The sequence below is a fragment of the Agrobacterium sp. NPDC058088 genome (assembly GCF_042885035.1).
GTDB lineage: Bacteria > Pseudomonadota > Alphaproteobacteria > Rhizobiales > Rhizobiaceae > Agrobacterium.
This window is the reverse complement of sequence record NZ_JBHVSU010000002.1, coordinates 441,054-456,506: the sequence shown is the minus strand read 5'-3', so window position 1 is coordinate 456,506 and position 15,453 is coordinate 441,054. Positions and strand designations below refer to the sequence as shown.

Genomic DNA, 15,453 nt, shown 5'->3' with positions numbered 1-15,453 from the left:
AAATACTAGGCCTAGTAGTAATTGAAAATGAACACCCCCCATTATTAGGGGGATTTTCAACTTCAAATTTTCTTGAGGTCATCAACTACCGATTTATCCGCCAGCGGATAACCTGCCTTGTGTGCTGCCATGGCAAGAAGATGCGCAGAGACTGGTGCGGTGAGAATGAAGAACAGGAAACCGGCCAGTGCACGCGCCAGTGTCGACAGTTCCATGGAATGGATGCCCACTGCCAGAAGTAACAGGCCGGACCCCACCGTTCCCGCCTTGGAAGCCGCGTGCATGCGGGTATAGACATCAGGCAGGCGATTGAGCCCGATTGCCGCAATCAACGAGAAGAGCGCACCGGAAATCATCAGCGCCGCAACGGAAAGTGCCACCATCCAGTCCGTCATCGCCTGCCCCTTCCCTTTTTGCCGCGAGCAACGTTTTCCATAGTTTTCTCAATCACTTCAGATGCGCGCTCGCCATCGAGAACCGCCGTTCTCCCGCGCCTGTCATCCGGCCCGCGCGACAGCACGAAGCGGGCAAAGGCGACTGTTGCCAAAAAACCGACCAGCCCGAGCGCGATGGCAATATCCACATACAGCGTGAAGCCGGTGCGGATGGCGATAACCGCGATAAATCCGATGGCGATGCCGACCAGCATGTCGAGGGCAACGATGCGATCCGGCAGGGTCGAACCAACCACGACACGATAGACCGTCAGCAAAAAGGCAGCCGATAATACAACCGCTGCAAGTATAGTTGCGAATGAAACAGTGAGTTCCGGCGTCATTTCTGGAACGCCTCCATGATCTTCTTTTCAAAGCCGTTTCGGATGTCGTTTTTCGTGGCTTCGATATCGCTGCAGTCCAGCGCGTGCACATAGAGCGTTGTTCTATCCTCGGAAACATCGACGGAAAGCGTGCCGGGCGTGAGCGTGATGAGATTTGCAAGCAGCGTAATTTCGAAATCCGTCGTTACCGTCAGCGGATAGGCGAAAATGCCGGGTTGCACCCTAAGCTTCGGCCGCGTCACCAGCACCGCCACCTTCCAGGCCGAGAGCGCCAACTCCTTGAAGAACAGCAGCGCCAGCGACAGCACACGGAAAAGCCGGAGAAAGTGGCTGCGTCCGCCCGGAAGCTGGTGGCGGATCAACCCGAGCGCCAGCGTCGAAACGATGAGGGCAAAGACGATATTCGCCAGCGTGACGCTGCCCGTTACCGCGAGCCACACGGCAATGAACAGCAATTGCACGATATAGAGGCTCATGGCTTGCCCCCTTGTGGAAAGACCGACTGAATATAGGCCTGGGGATCACCAAGGCCTGCCGCTGCCTGTTGGCTGAGATTGAGCAGGCTTTCCGGGAACAGGCCGAAAAATACCACCAGCAACGTCAGCCCGACCAGCGGCGCGACTGACGGCACCGGCGGGCGTGCGGCAGGCTGCAGAGCGGAGTGGCCGGCGGACGCCGTTGCCGGGCGCCAGAAACACAAAAGGAAAATCCGCCCGAAGGCGATGGTGGCGATGAAACCGGAGACGAGAATGGCGGCAGCAAGCCACCAGGCGCCGATATCGATGGCGGACTTCACCAGAACCGCCTTCGGCCAGAAGCCGGAAAAGGGTGGCAGGCCGGAACCGGCGAAAAACAGCGCCAGCGCCAGCGCCGAAAACCATGGGGCCTGCCGGTAAAGGCCGCTGAGCGCCGTCAGGCTGAAACTGCCGCCGAGACGGGCGGCGTGGCCGGCGGCAAGATAAAGCGCCGTCATCAGCACCATGGAATGCAGTGCGTAGAAGATGGCGCCCGCAACGCCTGACGGCGTACCAATGGCGATGCCGGCCATCATGTAGCCGATGCCCGAGATGACGATGTAACCGAGCATGCGGCGGATATCGTTCTGGGCGAGCGCGCCCATGGCGCCCAGCACCATGGTGAGCGCAGCAGAGATGGCGATGACAATACTGAGCTCTTCCCGCTCGACGGGGAACAGCATGACCATGACGCGCAGCAGCGAATAGATCCCGACCTTGGTAAGCAGGCCACCAAAGAGCGCGGAAACGACGATGCGCGGCGTGTGATAGGAGGCCGGCAGCCAGAAATTCACCGGGAAGGCCGCGGCTTTCATAGCGAAAGCGAGCGCGAAGAGGCTGGCGAGCGTCATCAATGGCGCTGTGCCACGCAGCCCCGTCGCCTTCAGCGCGATATCGGCCATATTGAGCGTGCCAAAGATGGCATAGAGATAACCGACCGTGATCAGAAACAGCGTCGTGCCGATGAGGTTCAGGATCGCGTATTTCAGCGCGCCATCGATCTGTTCGCGCGTCGAGCCGAGCACGATGAGGCCGAAGGACGAGATCAGCAGCACCTCGAACCAGACATAGAGATTGAAGATATCGCCGGTGAGGAACGCGCCTGTCACGCCCGCCATCAGCAGCATCAGGAAAGGATAAAAACCGTAGCGCCTACCGCTGGCGTCAATATCGCTCGCGGCATGGACAGCACCCGCCAGCGCCACGATGGCAGCGGCGAGCGACAAGAGCGCGCCGGTGAGATCGGCGGTAAATGCGATACCGAAAGGCGGCAACCAGCGGCCCATGACCATGGTGAACGGGCCTTGCGTGGCAACCTTCCAGAGCAGCGCGGCATCAAGGATGACCAAGAGGGCAAGCGCGGCAATGGCGACACTCGCATGGTGGCGGATAGCGTGGCGCATCATCATCAGCACCGCACCTGCACCGATGCAGAGCGCGATGGGAAGGATGATCAGCCAGTCGGCAAGCGGCACAGGCGTCGTGACGAGCGCTGCGGAAAGGTCGGTGACTGCGGATGTGGTTGAGGATGCCATGTCGTCGCTGCCTTGCCGCTCAATAACCGAGCGGCGGCAAGGGCTCGCCTGCCGGTTCTGCGGTGCGCATTTCGTCCGTGTCATCGGTCTGCAATTCCTGGAACGCACGCCAGGTCAGGACCAGAAGGAAACAGAAGAAGGAAAAGGAAATCACGATTGCCGTCAGGATGAGCGCCTGCGGCAGCGGATTGGCGGCACCTGCCGGCAGCCTATCCATGCCCGCCGGAATGATCGGCGGCACGTCCCGCGTCAGCCGGCCTGCGGTAAACAGCAGGAGGTTGACCGCATTGCCGAGAATGGCGATGCCGAGCAGCATGCGGATGCTGTGGCGCGACAGCATGAGATAGATCGCCACCGAAAAGAAGATGCCGACGAGAATGGAGAAAACCGCTTCCATCAGTCGCTTTCCCTTTCTTCCAGAGCCAGTGCAATGGAGGTGATGGCGCCGACCACGACGAGATAAACGCCGATGTCGAAGGACATGACGGTGGAAAGCGGCACCTCGACGCCAAACAGGCTCGGATAAACCCACAGGCCGGTCATAAACGGCACGCCTGATGCCATGGATACGAGACCTGACAACATGGCCATGAGCAGCCCTGCCCCGGCGATCGAGAGCGGATGAAAGACGATGGCGCGCCTGACCGCCGCCACGCCATAAGCGATGCCGTAGATCGAGAGCGCCGAAACGGCAATCAACCCGCCGATGAAACCGCCACCCGGCTCGTTATGGCCACGCAGCAGCACGAAGATCGAAAACAGAACCATGAGGCTGGTGACGACAGGCGCGACGGTGCGCAGGATAAGCGTGTTCATGCCCGCGCTCCCTTCTTTTTCGCCGTCCTTGCCGGCCCTTTGAGAGCAGCCGCGGGGCGGATGCGGATGAGCGCGAGGATGGCAAGACCGGTTATCATCACGACAGCGATTTCGCCCAACGTATCCGTGCCGCGGAAATCGACGATGATGACATTCACCACATTCGCCCCATGGGCGATGACCTTGGAATAGGTGTTGTAGAAGTCCGTCAGGCGGTTGTCGAAACTGGCCTGCGTCGCCCGCATCAGGAACAGGGCAAAACCGGTGCCGCAGCCGATGGCAATGGTGCTGTCCAGAAGTTTCTGGCCGAGCCCGCGATGGTCTGATGGCGACAGGCGAAGCCTGGTCATGACAAGCGTCAGAATGACCACTGACAACGTTTCCACCATGAACTGCGTAAACGACAGATCAGGCGCGCCGAACAGCAGGAAAATAACCGCCACCGCAAAACCCTGAATGCCAAGCGCGATAATGGCGGTCAACCGGCTGGAGGCCGTCAGCACTGCAATGAGGCCCGCCACCGCGATGACGATGAAGGTTAGCTCGTGAATGGGCATGTCCTGCGGCCAGGCCGGGATCGATGGTAGTTCGTCATAAAGGAACAGCGGCACCAGCAGGACGGCGGCGATGACGGCGAAGGTGGCGGTGACGTAAAATTCCAGCCTGCCCGGCTGGATGAGCCGCGTGACGCGGAAGGAAATCCGCACCAGCATTTCTATGAAGACATCAAAGCCCCTGTCCGGCCCTGCCCCGAGCGCGTTGAAGCTGCGGTCCATCAGGCTGCGCACTGTGGAAAGCCTGTTATAAAGGACGATGCCGAGCGCGATGGTCAGCAGCGACAGGCCAAGCGGCACGCCGATATGGGGAATGAGCGAGATTTCCACCGGGCGCGGCTCACCTGCAATGGCGCTCGCCATGGGGGTGGAGATGTAAAAATGCGCGATGCCGGCGAAGAGCGCTGTCGTGAGCCCCTTCAGCGCCAGCAGCGCCGGGCCGAGCCAGAGCAGAACCGGGCCTTCATGGGCCTGTTTCGGCGTCTTCACCGGCTTGCCAAGGAAGGGCTTCAGCGCCACGGCGAAGGCGACAGCGAACATCAGCGCGTTACCGAGAATGGCGATGCCGGTGAACAGCACGGCACGCGGATTGGCATGCGCCAGCGCATAATAGATCTCTTCCTTGGCAAGAAAGCCAAAGAAGGGCGGCAGGCCAGCCATGGAAATCGCCGCCGCCAGAGCCGCCGCAAAGGTGATGGGCATGGCCTTTCTCAGGCCGCCGAGCTTCGTCACATCACGCGTGCCGGTCTCATGGTCAATGATACCGGCGACCATGAACAGTGCGCCCTTGAACAGCGAATGCGCCACCAGATAAAGCACGGCCGCCTGAATGGCATGCTCAGAGCCAAACCCCGTGAGCATGACCAGCAGGCCGAGCGACGACACCGTGGTATAGGCGAGCATCAGCTTCAGGTCTGTCTGGCGCACGGCGAGCAGCGCGCCTGTCAGCATCGTCAGCCCACCGAAAAAGGGCAGCAGGATCTGCCAGGCGGCGGTATCGCCAAGAACCGGGTTAAGGCGCATCAGCAGATAGACACCGGCCTTTACCATGGTTGCCGAGTGCAGATAGGCCGAAACCGGCGTGGGCGCCTCCATGGCGTTGGGCAGCCAGAAATGGAACGGAAACTGCGCCGATTTGGTGAAGGCGCCGCCGAGAACCAGAAGCAGCGCGGCCAGATAAAACGGGCTGTCACGCAGGACATCGCCGCCGCGCACCAGCATCGACAATTGCGTAATGCCGCTGATATCCCAGATGAAAATCAGCCCGGCGAGCAGCAGCAGACCGCCGCCGCCGGTTACCACCAGCGCCTGCAACGCAGCGCGGCGGGAGTCGGCGCGCTCATGGTCGAAGCCGATCAGCAGGAAGGAGGTGATGGAGGTCAGCTCCCAGAAGACGAACAGCATCAGCAGGCTGTCGGAAACGACGACTCCCAGCATCGCGCCCATGAACAGGAGCAGGAAGGACAGGAACCGGCCCTGCTGCGGGTGGCCCTTCATGTAACCGCCCGCGTAAAGCACGATCAGTATTCCGATGCCCGTAATCAGCAGCGCAAAGGTGAGCGACAGGCCATCGATAAACCAGGAGAAGCTGAGATTGAAGCTCGGCACCCAGGCATAACCGCCGGTCACCACGCCGCCCGCCGCGATCTCCGGCAGCATCAGCGCAAAATTCAAGAAGGCAAGAGCCGGCGCGATCGCCAGAATCCACGCCGCATCGTGACCGAACCTTTTCACAAGGGCCGGTGCAGCAAGCGCCGCCAGAAACGGCAGGAACAGCGACAGGAATGTCAGCGCCGTGACATCTGATGTCATTCACATCTCCCGGGATGTCCCCCATCCCTGCGCGCCAGTGAGTGGCGTTCTTCTTTCAAATCGAGTTTCAGTTAAGCCATAGATACGCTCACCTCAACCCAAATCGGTACTCCCGTCCCATAACGAACACGTTATGACGCCCCGCCTCTTTCAATCGGCAGCGGCGATGACTATTTCTGGCAGGAACAGAAAGGATCATTCCATGAGCGATCTGACATCCCCCAAAGTCAACAAGAGCGATGCCGACTGGCGTGAACAGCTGACGCCGGAACAATATCACATCCTGCGCGAACACGGCACCGAGCGCCCTTTCACAGGTCCCTACTGGAACTCGACCGAGAAAGGCCTCTACCGCTGCGCCGCCTGTGACGAGCCGCTGTTTCTCTCCGACACCAAGTTCGATGCCGGCTGTGGCTGGCCGAGCTATTTCGAGCCGATCAAACCGGATGCGGTGACGGAACTGCGCGATGTCAGCCACGGCATGGTGCGCACCGAAATCCGCTGCGCCAATTGCGGCGGCCATCTCGGCCACGTCTTCCCCGACGGCCCGCCACCCACCGGCCTGCGTTATTGCATCAACGGCCATTCGATGGTGTTCGAGCCGGTTTGATTGGGTCATGGGCAATGCAGATTCGGCAAGCGACGTCGGGTAGCCGACGTCCATCCCAAACGCTCACCGTCATCCTCGGGCTTGTCCCGAGGATCTGCAACCGATTGATTTAATTCGACGTGGTTAGATCCTTGGGACAAGCCCAAGGATGACGGAGGAGAGGTTGTCCGTCCTGCACCAGAGGCACATTCCCTCGTCAACCCGCCCGGGGCACTAGCCCAATTTCAGTTCCATACACGTCAAATCCAGCCAGCGGCCGAACTTGGTGCCGACTTCCGAAAACCGGCCGGCGACCGTAAAACCGAGGCTTTCATGCAGGCGGATGGAGGCGGTGTTTTCCGCTTCGATGGCGGCGATCAGCACATGCACGTCGTTGCCGGAGGCATGATCGATCAGCGCCTGCATCAGCTTTTTGCCGATGCCGTGGCCACGGGCATCCTTATGCACATAGACCGAATGTTCGCGGGTGTGGCGATAGCCGTCAAAGGCGCGCCAGTCGCCATAGGAGGCGTAGCCGGCGACCTTGCCCTCGAGAATGGCGACGATGACGGGAAAGCCGCGTGATTTGCGGACGGCGAACCATTCCTTGCGGTTCTCCAGATCGACCACAACCTCGTTCCAGATCGCCGTCGTGTTCACCACCGCATCGTTATAAATCTCCATGATGCCGGAGAGATCGTTCACGGTCGCGTCGCGCAGTTCCACGGTCATTATTGCTTCGCCCTCATATTTCCGAACGAGCAGCTGCGGAAAGGCGGCGGCTCCTGCCACGAGCCTTAAGCGATGATGCGGAGCAATGTCCAGTGCGCCGATGTTACGACGCCAGCGGAACGACGCTGAAGGCGGTGACCACGGCAAAATAATGGACGGCGGCGGCAGCAACCACAAAAGCGTGCCAGATGGCATTCTGGAAGCGCAGCTTTTCCCACACATGGAAGATAACGCCAAGCGAGTAGATCACGCCGCCGGCGACGATGAGCCACAGCGTGACGGGCGCAAGGTGCGTCGACAGGGGCTCGACCACCATGACGCCGCTCCATCCCATGGCAAGATAAAGGCCGATGGCGACCCGGTCGTAACGGCCGGGAAAAAGGCATTTGAGGAGAATGCCGCAAATGGCCGCAAGCCAGATCAGGCCCAACATGACAGCAATCAGCGGATCGTGAATGCCGCGCATCAGAAACGGCGTATAGGTGGCGGCGATGAGGATGAAGATGGCCGAATGATCGAGCCGGCGCAGGAACCATTTTACGTTGGAGTGCGGCCAGATATTATAGGTGAAAGACACGGAAAGACAGGCGACAAGGCCCAGACCGTAAATCCAGGCGGCGGCGATCGCGCTGAGGCTGCCCCACACCATCGCGTAAAAGATCAGCGCCGTCGCGCCGATAAGCGCAAACACGATGCCGACCCCATGGACGATGCCATCGGCGACGATCTCGTGAAAATCATACTGGCGTCCGAACCGCCACAAATCACTCATAGTCCAATCCTGTCTGCGTGCTTTCACCAAAGCATGAAGACAATATTAGACAGGAACAAGACAGCGGCCGGTTAACGGCGATCAAATTGCGTTCGATGCTGTTGCGAAAGGAGAGGTCCACTGTTTCCCTCATTCCTGTGCTTGTCACAGGAATCCAGCCGACGCGCGTCTGCGCGGCGAAAGAACTCTTCTCAGCCCAAGGACTTGGGCCTGCTGGATCCCTGTGACAAGCACAGGGATGAGGGCGGAAAAGGGCGAGCGCAACGCGTCACCACGAGATTATTTCACAACGCCGCAGCGCATTCCTGGCAAAACGGGGTATAGGGCACAGCCTTCAGCCGATCCTCCGAAATCTCGTTTCCGCATTTGACGCAGATGCCGAAAGTGCCCTTCGCGATGCGGTCGAGTGCGGCGTCGATGGCGCGCAGCTCGTCCTGACCCACCTGCCCCAGTTCGTCCAGCACCTCGTCATTGCTGCGTTCACTGGCGCGATCCTCACCATCGGGATTGCGCGGCTCCTCGAAATCGGCCTCGATTTTGTGCAGGCGGCGATAAAGCTCGCGCTGGCGGTCACGCAGGATTTTTTCGTAACTTCCGACATTCATGGTCTCTTCCTCCAGCCCATCTTCTTGTTTTGGCGCATTTCCCGACGGAAAATCGGATTTTACTTTTCCTGGAAATGCTTGTGGGCGGGAAGCCCGTCCGCAACGCTAAAACGTCAAACCCCTATCGATCCACCAGTACCGAGCATTTGGCGTGGCGCACCACGCGATCGGCAGTGGCGCCAATGAAATAATTGCTGAAGTCAGGCGTGTGCGAGGCGATGATGATGAGGTCCGCCTTGTGCTCTTCGGCGGCAGCGATGATTTCACGCGCGGGTGCGCCGCTTCTGATTTCGTGGCTGCCTTTGAAACCGGCCCTGGTCTTGAGGTCAGAAAGCTTGGCCTTGGCGTCCTTGATGGCGTTTTCGATAAGGTCGACAGGCAGGTCGATCACCATATATCCCGGCAGCTCCTCGACCACGTTGATGAGAACGATCTCGCCGTCGGGGTCCAGCAGCGCCTTGGCCTTTTCGAGGATCTTTTCCCCCTTGTCGGTGGCGCTGAGGTCTACCGGTACGATGATCTTCTTGTACATGGCTGTCTCCTTTGGCTTATTCGCGTGTCGGGTTAGGCATATTCCCCCGGTGGCGCCGCGTTTACCTTGATCGAAGTCAAAGCCGGAGGGGCGCCAGCGGACGGCATTGTCAACGAATAGTGGACAGTCAATCGCCGCAACGCGATCTTTGCTGAACGACGAAACCAGCCCATATTCGTCTTCGAGACACGCCGCAAAGCGGCGTCGCCGATATCATCGGCGACCGATCCGCCCCTTGGCGCTTCGGATTCAATATGGAGATGATGATGAGTGAAATCAAACAATTCGCCCTGACGCGGCCGGCCTATGTCGGCCAGGCGCATCTCGTCGTTCACGATCTGCCGCGCGTTTCGGATTTCTATCAGAAGATCATCGGTCTTTCAGTTCTGGAAAAGAACCCGAGCGGCGAAGTGCTTGGCGTAGGCGGCCCGCCGCTGCTGACGCTCTCCACCTCCGATACGGCGGAACGTGCGCCGAGCAACGCTGCGGGTTTGTTCCACACCGCCTTTCTGATGCCGAGCCGCAATGATCTCGCCCATTGGCTGGCACATGCCGCCCATAACAATATCCAGCTTCAGGGCGCATCCGACCATCTGGTCAGTGAGGCGATCTATCTCGCCGATCCGGAAGGCAATGGCATCGAGGTTTATCGCGACCGGACGCCTGACGAATGGAATTACCAGCCTGACGGAACGGTGGAGATGGCGACGATCCGCCTCGACCTGCAGGCGCTTTACGACAGCGCGCCGAAGACCGCCTTCACTGGTGCTGCGGATGGAACCGCCATCGGCCATATCCATCTGCAGGTCGGCAATATTCCGCAGGCGGATGAATTTTATCAGGATGTCCTGGGGCTGAAGATCATGGCGCGTTATCCGGGCGCAAGCTTCTTCGGCTCGGGGGCCTATCACCACCATGTGGCCGCCAATATCTGGAACAGCCGTGGAGCCATGGCCCGCAAGGACAACATGACTGGCCTTGCCGGATATTCGCTGAAGTTCAACGAACCGGCGGCGCTCGACAGGGCGGTTGCCGCGCTCGACCGGCTGGAAATCGGCACCGAAAGGCAAAGCGACGGCATCGTCCTCAGAGACCCCTGGGGAATCGGGCTTAAGCTTTCCGCATGATGCCAGGAAGGGGCAGCGGAAATTTGCGCAGCCCCGGAACCGCCGGATTTGTCGGACGTTAACCACCTTATTGGGGGATAGTCCGATGAATGAGAATGCCAAGCCGGATCTCGCCGGCACCTCGGCCTTGCCGGTAGACAAGGCCGATCCACTTGCAACACCGGCCTCGCTGTCCCAGCGGGATGACGCCCGCAGCCAGCAGCCACTCGGGCGGGAGGCACTTGATGTCTTCGTTGCCTGGTCGGTCATCGGCATTTTCCTGATCATGTCCATGGCGGTCATTCATGAACTGTCGATGATCCTGATGCCCGTCGTCATGGCGGTCGTTGTCGGCATGATCCTCGGCATCTCAGCCGAGAAGCTCGCCTCCTATGGCATTCCGGGTGCGGGCGTCGCCATTATCCTGTCAACGCTGGTTGCTGCCGTCATTTTCTTCGTGGTCAATTCTCTGGTCGATCCCGTCTCCCAGCTGGCAACGGAGGGCCCGGCCCTGATCGAGCGAAGCATCGACCGCTTCCTCCCCTACCTCGAAAATATGCGGTGGCTGAATATTTCCGCCGCAACGTTCAGCATGGGCTCCATGTCCATGGAATCGCTGCTGTCGCGAAGCGGCGAAATCATTTCCCTGCTTGGGGCGAATGTGACGCCTGCCATCGTTCAGGGGCTGATCTTCCTCGCGGCGCTGCTTATGTTTCTCTACAGCCGCCTGCGCCTGCGCAAGGCCATCATCATGGCCTTTCCCGCACGCCATCAACGGCTCAGAACCATTCGCATCATCGGCTCGGTGGAAAAGGTGCTGGGTACTTATTTCGCCACCGCAAGCCTTATCTACGCGGCGCTTGGCGTCACCATGATTGTGATCGCCTATCTCGGCGGGCTCGCCATGCCGCTGCTTTGGGGGCTCTTTGCCTTTCTTTCGAGCTTCATTCCCTTTCTCGGCATCACATTGATGACCATATCGCTCACCGTCGCGGGCATCATCACCCATGACAACATGATCCTTGCACTGCTGCCGGCCGGCGCCTTTTTCACCATTCACCTGTTGATGGAAAATCTCGCCTTCCCGGCTGTCGTCGGCCGCAACATGGAAATCAATCCCTTCCTCGTCTTCGTCATGATCATCTTCTGGACGTGGATGTGGGGAGCAGCCGGCGCCATGCTCGCCCTGCCGCTGTCTCTTATCGCCATGACGGTGACGCGGGAGCTTTTCCCGTCGCGCCGGGTGGTGCCGAACCTGCCGGATTAAGCAGTGGATACAGCGGCAGGCGAAGGGCGCGTGGGCTTACCCCCTCTGCCCTGCCGGGCATCTCCCCCTCAAGGGGGGAGATCAGCTAGACGCCGACTCTTCGCTTAATATTCTACGTCTAATGTGGCCGGACGAGCGCCGCGGTTCGATCTCCCCCCTTGAGGGGGAGATGCCCGGCAGGGCAGAGGGGGGTAAGCCCCAGGCGTCGGGCTATCAATCAGCAGCCCATGGCCCACAACCAGACCGCTCAGGAAGCAAGCGGCATTCCCAACGCGCTCGCCATGCGGCGCTCATGCTCGATCAGCCATTTCTTCCGCCACAGCCCGCCACCATATCCGGTCAGGCTGCCATCAGCCCCCAGTACCCGGTGGCAGGGAACGACGATCGCAATCTGGTTGGCGCCGTTGGCGCGGGCCACCGCGCGCACGGCGGAGGCTCTCTCCATGGTGGTTGCGAGAGATGAATAGCTGACGATCTCACCCACCGGGATGTCCCGCAGGTTCCGCCAGACATCGCGTTCGAAGGGTGTGCCGTGGCCGGCAAGCCGGGTTTGGAAACTGGCCGAACGGCCGGCGAAATAGGCTGCGAGTTCCGCGGCGATCTGACCGGTCACTGCGGTGCGACCCAGCACCATATCCGCGCCGGTGCGCGCCTTAAGCCGCTTCAGCTCCGCGGCAAGGGCCGGCCGGTCGGCGAATTCGAGAAGATGCAGGGCGTGGTCATCGGCGACGGCCAGCATCGGGCCGATCGGCGTATCGATCCAGTCGCCCCTCAGGAATCCCTTGCCCTTCATGGCGGCGGGCGAGGAGCCGAAGAACTGGTTGATGGCCGAGCGAAAACCGCTGCCGGAGTCGTAACCGGCATCGATCTGCGCGCCGATCACCGCCTCGCCGGAAGCAAGGCTTTCCGCGGCGTCTCCCACCCGTCGCAGCCGGGCGATTTCCAGAAAGCTCATGCCGAAACGGCGCTTGAAGCTGCGCCGCACGGTGGAGGCATCATGGCCGAGCGCCACCACATCCTCCTCACGCCATCGCCGCGCCGGCTCGTTTTCCAGCGCCGTCAGCAGCTGCGTTACCGTTTCATCGGCCGTGCCATAGGAGAGCATCGGTTTGCAGCGCTTGCAGGGACGGAAACCCGTTTCCAGACATTCGGCGATGGTTTCACGGAAACGGCAATTCTCGATCTTCGGCTTTCGCGCCGTGCAGGTGAAGCGGCAGAAAATCTTGGTGGAGGTCACGCAGACATAGGCCACGCCTTCATAGGCGGGATCCTTGTTCACAAGGGCGGAATATAGGGTTTCGGTGTCGGGGCGTTTGAACAGCATCATGGGAGGATGCTAGCGCAATTTCGAAGGGCACGCCGCCGAAAAACGGGCGTGGATGTGAGGGATGTTGTCAGCTCGTTTCGTCCGCGCCGTTTGAAGGCCAAGCCTGTGGCATATTTCTTCTCCCCGCCGGGGAGAAGGTGGCGCGCAGCGCCGGATGAGGGGGCAAGGGCAGAGATATTCGGAGAGCTGGCCCCCTCATCTGCCCTTCGGGCATCTTTTCCCCTGCGAGGAGAAGAAATAGGCGGCAAGCTTGTGGATCAGTTCCCCGGCGGCGCGAAGGATGGGTCGTCCAGCCGGGCGAAGATCACACCGCGGGCCTTAAGCGCCAGAAGGCCCTTCACCACGCCCTCGCCCGCCTCATGGGTGGGCTGGTTGATGTGGGAGATGATGACATCGCCATTCTTTGCCGCGGCGATGTGTTTTGCGGTCATGGCCGCGCCCAGCAGCGAGCCGCCATCGCCATTGATGGAATAACCGGCCACCCGCATGCCGAGGCGGTTGATGGTGGCCATGGAGGAATTCGTGTATTTGGCCGTCGCGCCACGGAACCATTGCGGCTGGAGGCCGGTGGCGGCGACGATCGCCTGACGACCGCCTTCCACTTCCTGCACGACCGCAGCTTCCGATCCCGCAGCAGCGATGCCGTAAATCGAAACGGGCTTATCCACCGCCGGCACATGGTTTTCGCCGTGGTTTTCGATCTCGAAAAGATCAGGATGCGCCATGAGCACGGCGAGCGCCTCGCCATTGTGCTTCAGCCAACGAGCGGTGACGAAGATCGTTGCGGGGATACGCTCGCGCACCAGCATATCGAGAATGCGGTGGTCGGTCTTGCCCATGCAGGCGTCCAGCGTCATCGCCACCCGCACCTTGCCGTCATGCTGCGGCGTCATTTTCAGCGACGGCTCGACAAGGCCGTTCGCCGCAAAGGCGGCGGAGGCGGCAGTGGCAAACAGGGCAGCAATAATGAGGCGACGCAGCATTTTCGTTTTCCGCAATGTGGCAGAGTGTATTTCCGTGGCAATCCGCCCGCAAAGCGCCCGAATTATGGCGCGGTTTCCAGCGCGGAGAGCGCCTCCAGCGCCTCTTCCACCCGCTGGCGTTCCGCGCTTGTAAGCGGCAGGATCGGCCGGGGCGGTTCGCTTACCGTCAGCGACAGGATATTGGCGGCGGCATAAACAACCCGGATGCTGCCAAATTCCTTGAACAGCGCCCAGAGCGGCTGGAAGGCCGCATCGAGCCTTTTTGCCTCCTCCGCATTGCCGGTCTGTGCCGCCCGCATCAATTGCAGCGCCGGAACCGGCAGCAGGCCGGCTATAACACTGTACCAGGTGTCACCGCCGGCGAGCGTGGCGTCAGTGCAGCCCCAGTCACCGCTATAGCCGATGGCGAAATCTTGCCCCAGCTTCGGGCGCAGCCGCGCAAGCTCGCCAGCATAATCGGAATCGGCGGGCAGCGGCATCTTGATGGCGCGGATATTCGGGATATAGGCGAGCCGCACCAGAAGCTCATCGCTGAAGGCAAAGCGGGTGGTCGTCGGGTTATTATAGATGGCGAGCGGCAGAGCCGTTGCACCGGCCATGGCGGCGAAATGGTGATAGGCCTCTTCCTGCGTCAGCGGCGTGTAGGAGACCGGCGCGAGCAGCAGCGCATCGGCGCCGGCGGCCTCCGCATCCTTTGCCAGCGCCACGGCTTCATCGGTGCGCAACGCCCCGACGCCGGCCATCAGTGTGCGCCTGCCCTTGAGGATGGCGGCGGCCGCTTCGATGGCACGGCGCCTCTCCTCACGCGTGAGATACATATAGATGCCGGTGCTGCCTAGAATGCCGACGGAATCGACCGCCGCCGCATCCAGCCGCGAAATGAGGGCGGAGAAAGCCTCAACATCGACCCGCCCGGCCTCGTCAGCCGGCGTGATCGGAAAAGCCGAAAGCCCCTTGAATCGTGTCGCCATGTCCGTCTCCCTCACTTTGATCGGCAAGCAGGGTTACAGAGCCGCTGGCGGAGCGGCAAGAAAAGCGGGGCTAAACTTCCTGCGGACTCGCAAGATTTCGGCGGTCAGTCATAAAGATACAACTTCTTCCACTGCTCTTCGGGGATTTTGTCGCCCACACGGTAGTCGAAAGACTGAATGGAGAGGCTGTCGCTCTTGAGCTGACACTTGTATTTGAGCCTGTACCATTCGCCCGCACTTCTGAAGGCCGCGCCCGGTGCCTTGATGGAGTTCTTGCCGACCTCGGGATCGCCATAGGTGTAGGCGATGACCTTGTCGGGTTTCATGCCCTTCTGCTCCGTCGCGATACGCTCCATCGCCTCGATATCGCAACGCTGTTCCAGACGCTCTTCGGGGGCGAGCGCGTTCAGCTGGCGCATGACGCTCGCGTCGATCGCAAAAGCGGGGGTGAAGGCCTGCAAGCCAAGGAAAAAGGCAGAAAGGGCAGCGGGAAGAAGCTTTCGCATGGGGTCCTGTCAGTTTTTTCGTTTGTTCTTGACGATCAATTGCGTGCCGGAGG

Annotated in this window: 18 protein-coding genes; 3 read left to right on the top strand and 15 right to left on the bottom strand. The window is 60.5% G+C overall.

Features of this window, described 5'->3' with window-relative positions; translation table 11 throughout:
* Positions 1-62: 62 nt before the first annotated feature.
* From mnhG to ACFVTJ_RS07505, 7 genes are read right to left on the bottom strand one after another with little or no spacing between them, the layout of a single operon-like run.
* A complete protein-coding gene (mnhG, locus tag ACFVTJ_RS07535; RefSeq protein ID WP_386906032.1) occupies positions 63-395 on the bottom strand; it encodes a monovalent cation/H(+) antiporter subunit G in 333 nt (110 codons plus the stop codon).
* Positions 392-778 carry a cation:proton antiporter gene (locus ACFVTJ_RS07530; RefSeq protein ID WP_386906030.1) on the bottom strand — a complete coding sequence of 129 codons (387 nt, stop codon included), beginning with the start codon at positions 776-778 and terminating at the stop codon, positions 392-394. Before ACFVTJ_RS07530 ends, mnhG begins: the two co-directional genes overlap by 4 nt.
* Positions 775-1,254, bottom strand: coding sequence for a Na+/H+ antiporter subunit E (locus tag ACFVTJ_RS07525; RefSeq protein WP_386906028.1), 480 nt, complete (start codon positions 1,252-1,254; stop codon positions 775-777). The genes ACFVTJ_RS07530 and ACFVTJ_RS07525 overlap by 4 nt, the downstream gene beginning before the upstream one ends.
* On the bottom strand, positions 1,251-2,828 hold the full coding sequence (locus ACFVTJ_RS07520; RefSeq protein ID WP_386906026.1) for a Na+/H+ antiporter subunit D: 1,578 nt from the start codon (positions 2,826-2,828) through the stop codon (positions 1,251-1,253). Before ACFVTJ_RS07520 ends, ACFVTJ_RS07525 begins: the two co-directional genes overlap by 4 nt.
* Before the next feature lie 19 nt (positions 2,829-2,847).
* Positions 2,848-3,225: a Na+/H+ antiporter subunit C gene (locus ACFVTJ_RS07515; RefSeq protein WP_386906024.1), complete on the bottom strand. Its 378-nt coding sequence runs from the start codon at positions 3,223-3,225 to the stop codon at positions 2,848-2,850.
* Positions 3,225-3,644, bottom strand: coding sequence for a Na+/H+ antiporter subunit B (locus ACFVTJ_RS07510; RefSeq protein WP_386906022.1), 420 nt, complete (start codon positions 3,642-3,644; stop codon positions 3,225-3,227). Before ACFVTJ_RS07510 ends, ACFVTJ_RS07515 begins: the two co-directional genes overlap by 1 nt.
* Positions 3,641-6,010, bottom strand: a complete 2,370-nt coding sequence (locus ACFVTJ_RS07505) for a putative monovalent cation/H+ antiporter subunit A (RefSeq protein ID WP_386906020.1) — start codon at positions 6,008-6,010, stop codon at positions 3,641-3,643. The genes ACFVTJ_RS07510 and ACFVTJ_RS07505 overlap by 4 nt, the downstream gene beginning before the upstream one ends.
* A 202-nt stretch (positions 6,011-6,212) precedes the next feature.
* Between ACFVTJ_RS07505 and msrB the strand changes: the two genes are divergently transcribed.
* Positions 6,213-6,620 (top strand): peptide-methionine (R)-S-oxide reductase MsrB, encoded by a 408-nt coding sequence (gene msrB / locus ACFVTJ_RS07500; RefSeq protein WP_174007895.1) that lies wholly within the window; start codon positions 6,213-6,215, stop codon positions 6,618-6,620.
* Between the two features lie 213 nt (positions 6,621-6,833).
* On the opposite strand, the gene ACFVTJ_RS07495 is transcribed toward msrB, so the two are convergent.
* The 4 genes from ACFVTJ_RS07495 to ACFVTJ_RS07480 form a co-directional block, all read right to left on the bottom strand.
* Positions 6,834-7,331: a GNAT family N-acetyltransferase gene (locus ACFVTJ_RS07495; protein WP_386906018.1), complete on the bottom strand. Its 498-nt coding sequence runs from the start codon at positions 7,329-7,331 to the stop codon at positions 6,834-6,836.
* 103 nt (positions 7,332-7,434) lie between these two features.
* Entirely contained in the window at positions 7,435-8,103 is a 669-nt protein-coding gene (locus ACFVTJ_RS07490; protein ID WP_386906016.1) for a hemolysin III family protein, read from the bottom strand.
* 284 nt (positions 8,104-8,387) lie between these two features.
* Positions 8,388-8,708 carry a TraR/DksA family transcriptional regulator gene (locus ACFVTJ_RS07485; protein WP_386906014.1) on the bottom strand — a complete coding sequence of 107 codons (321 nt, stop codon included), beginning with the start codon at positions 8,706-8,708 and terminating at the stop codon, positions 8,388-8,390.
* A gap of 121 nt (positions 8,709-8,829) precedes the next feature.
* Positions 8,830-9,240, bottom strand: coding sequence for a universal stress protein (locus tag ACFVTJ_RS07480; protein ID WP_386906012.1), 411 nt, complete (start codon positions 9,238-9,240; stop codon positions 8,830-8,832).
* Positions 9,241-9,506: 266 nt separating this feature from the next.
* Between ACFVTJ_RS07480 and ACFVTJ_RS07475 the strand changes: the two genes are divergently transcribed.
* Together ACFVTJ_RS07475 and ACFVTJ_RS07470 are read left to right on the top strand one after the other, a co-directional pair.
* Entirely contained in the window at positions 9,507-10,367 is an 861-nt protein-coding gene (locus ACFVTJ_RS07475; RefSeq protein ID WP_386906011.1) for a VOC family protein, read from the top strand.
* A gap of 85 nt (positions 10,368-10,452) precedes the next feature.
* Positions 10,453-11,613, top strand: coding sequence for an AI-2E family transporter (locus tag ACFVTJ_RS07470; protein WP_386906009.1), 1,161 nt, complete (start codon positions 10,453-10,455; stop codon positions 11,611-11,613).
* Positions 11,614-11,860: 247 nt separating this feature from the next.
* Here ACFVTJ_RS07470 and ACFVTJ_RS07465 read toward each other — a convergent pair whose 3' ends face one another.
* The 4 genes from ACFVTJ_RS07465 to ACFVTJ_RS07450 all read right to left on the bottom strand — a co-directional run bounded on the left by ACFVTJ_RS07465 (position 11,861) and on the right by ACFVTJ_RS07450 (position 15,400).
* Positions 11,861-12,940 carry a bifunctional transcriptional activator/DNA repair enzyme AdaA gene (locus tag ACFVTJ_RS07465; RefSeq protein ID WP_386906007.1) on the bottom strand — a complete coding sequence of 360 codons (1,080 nt, stop codon included), beginning with the start codon at positions 12,938-12,940 and terminating at the stop codon, positions 11,861-11,863.
* Between the two features lie 257 nt (positions 12,941-13,197).
* Entirely contained in the window at positions 13,198-13,923 is a 726-nt protein-coding gene (locus tag ACFVTJ_RS07460; protein WP_386906005.1) for a polysaccharide deacetylase family protein, read from the bottom strand.
* Between the two features lie 62 nt (positions 13,924-13,985).
* The gene (locus ACFVTJ_RS07455) at positions 13,986-14,894 is read right to left on the bottom strand and encodes a dihydrodipicolinate synthase family protein (RefSeq protein ID WP_386906003.1); all 909 of its coding nucleotides are present in this window, start codon (positions 14,892-14,894) and stop codon (positions 13,986-13,988) included.
* A gap of 104 nt (positions 14,895-14,998) precedes the next feature.
* Positions 14,999-15,400 carry a DUF930 domain-containing protein gene (locus ACFVTJ_RS07450; protein WP_386906001.1) on the bottom strand — a complete coding sequence of 134 codons (402 nt, stop codon included), beginning with the start codon at positions 15,398-15,400 and terminating at the stop codon, positions 14,999-15,001.
* Positions 15,401-15,453 lie beyond the last annotated feature (53 nt).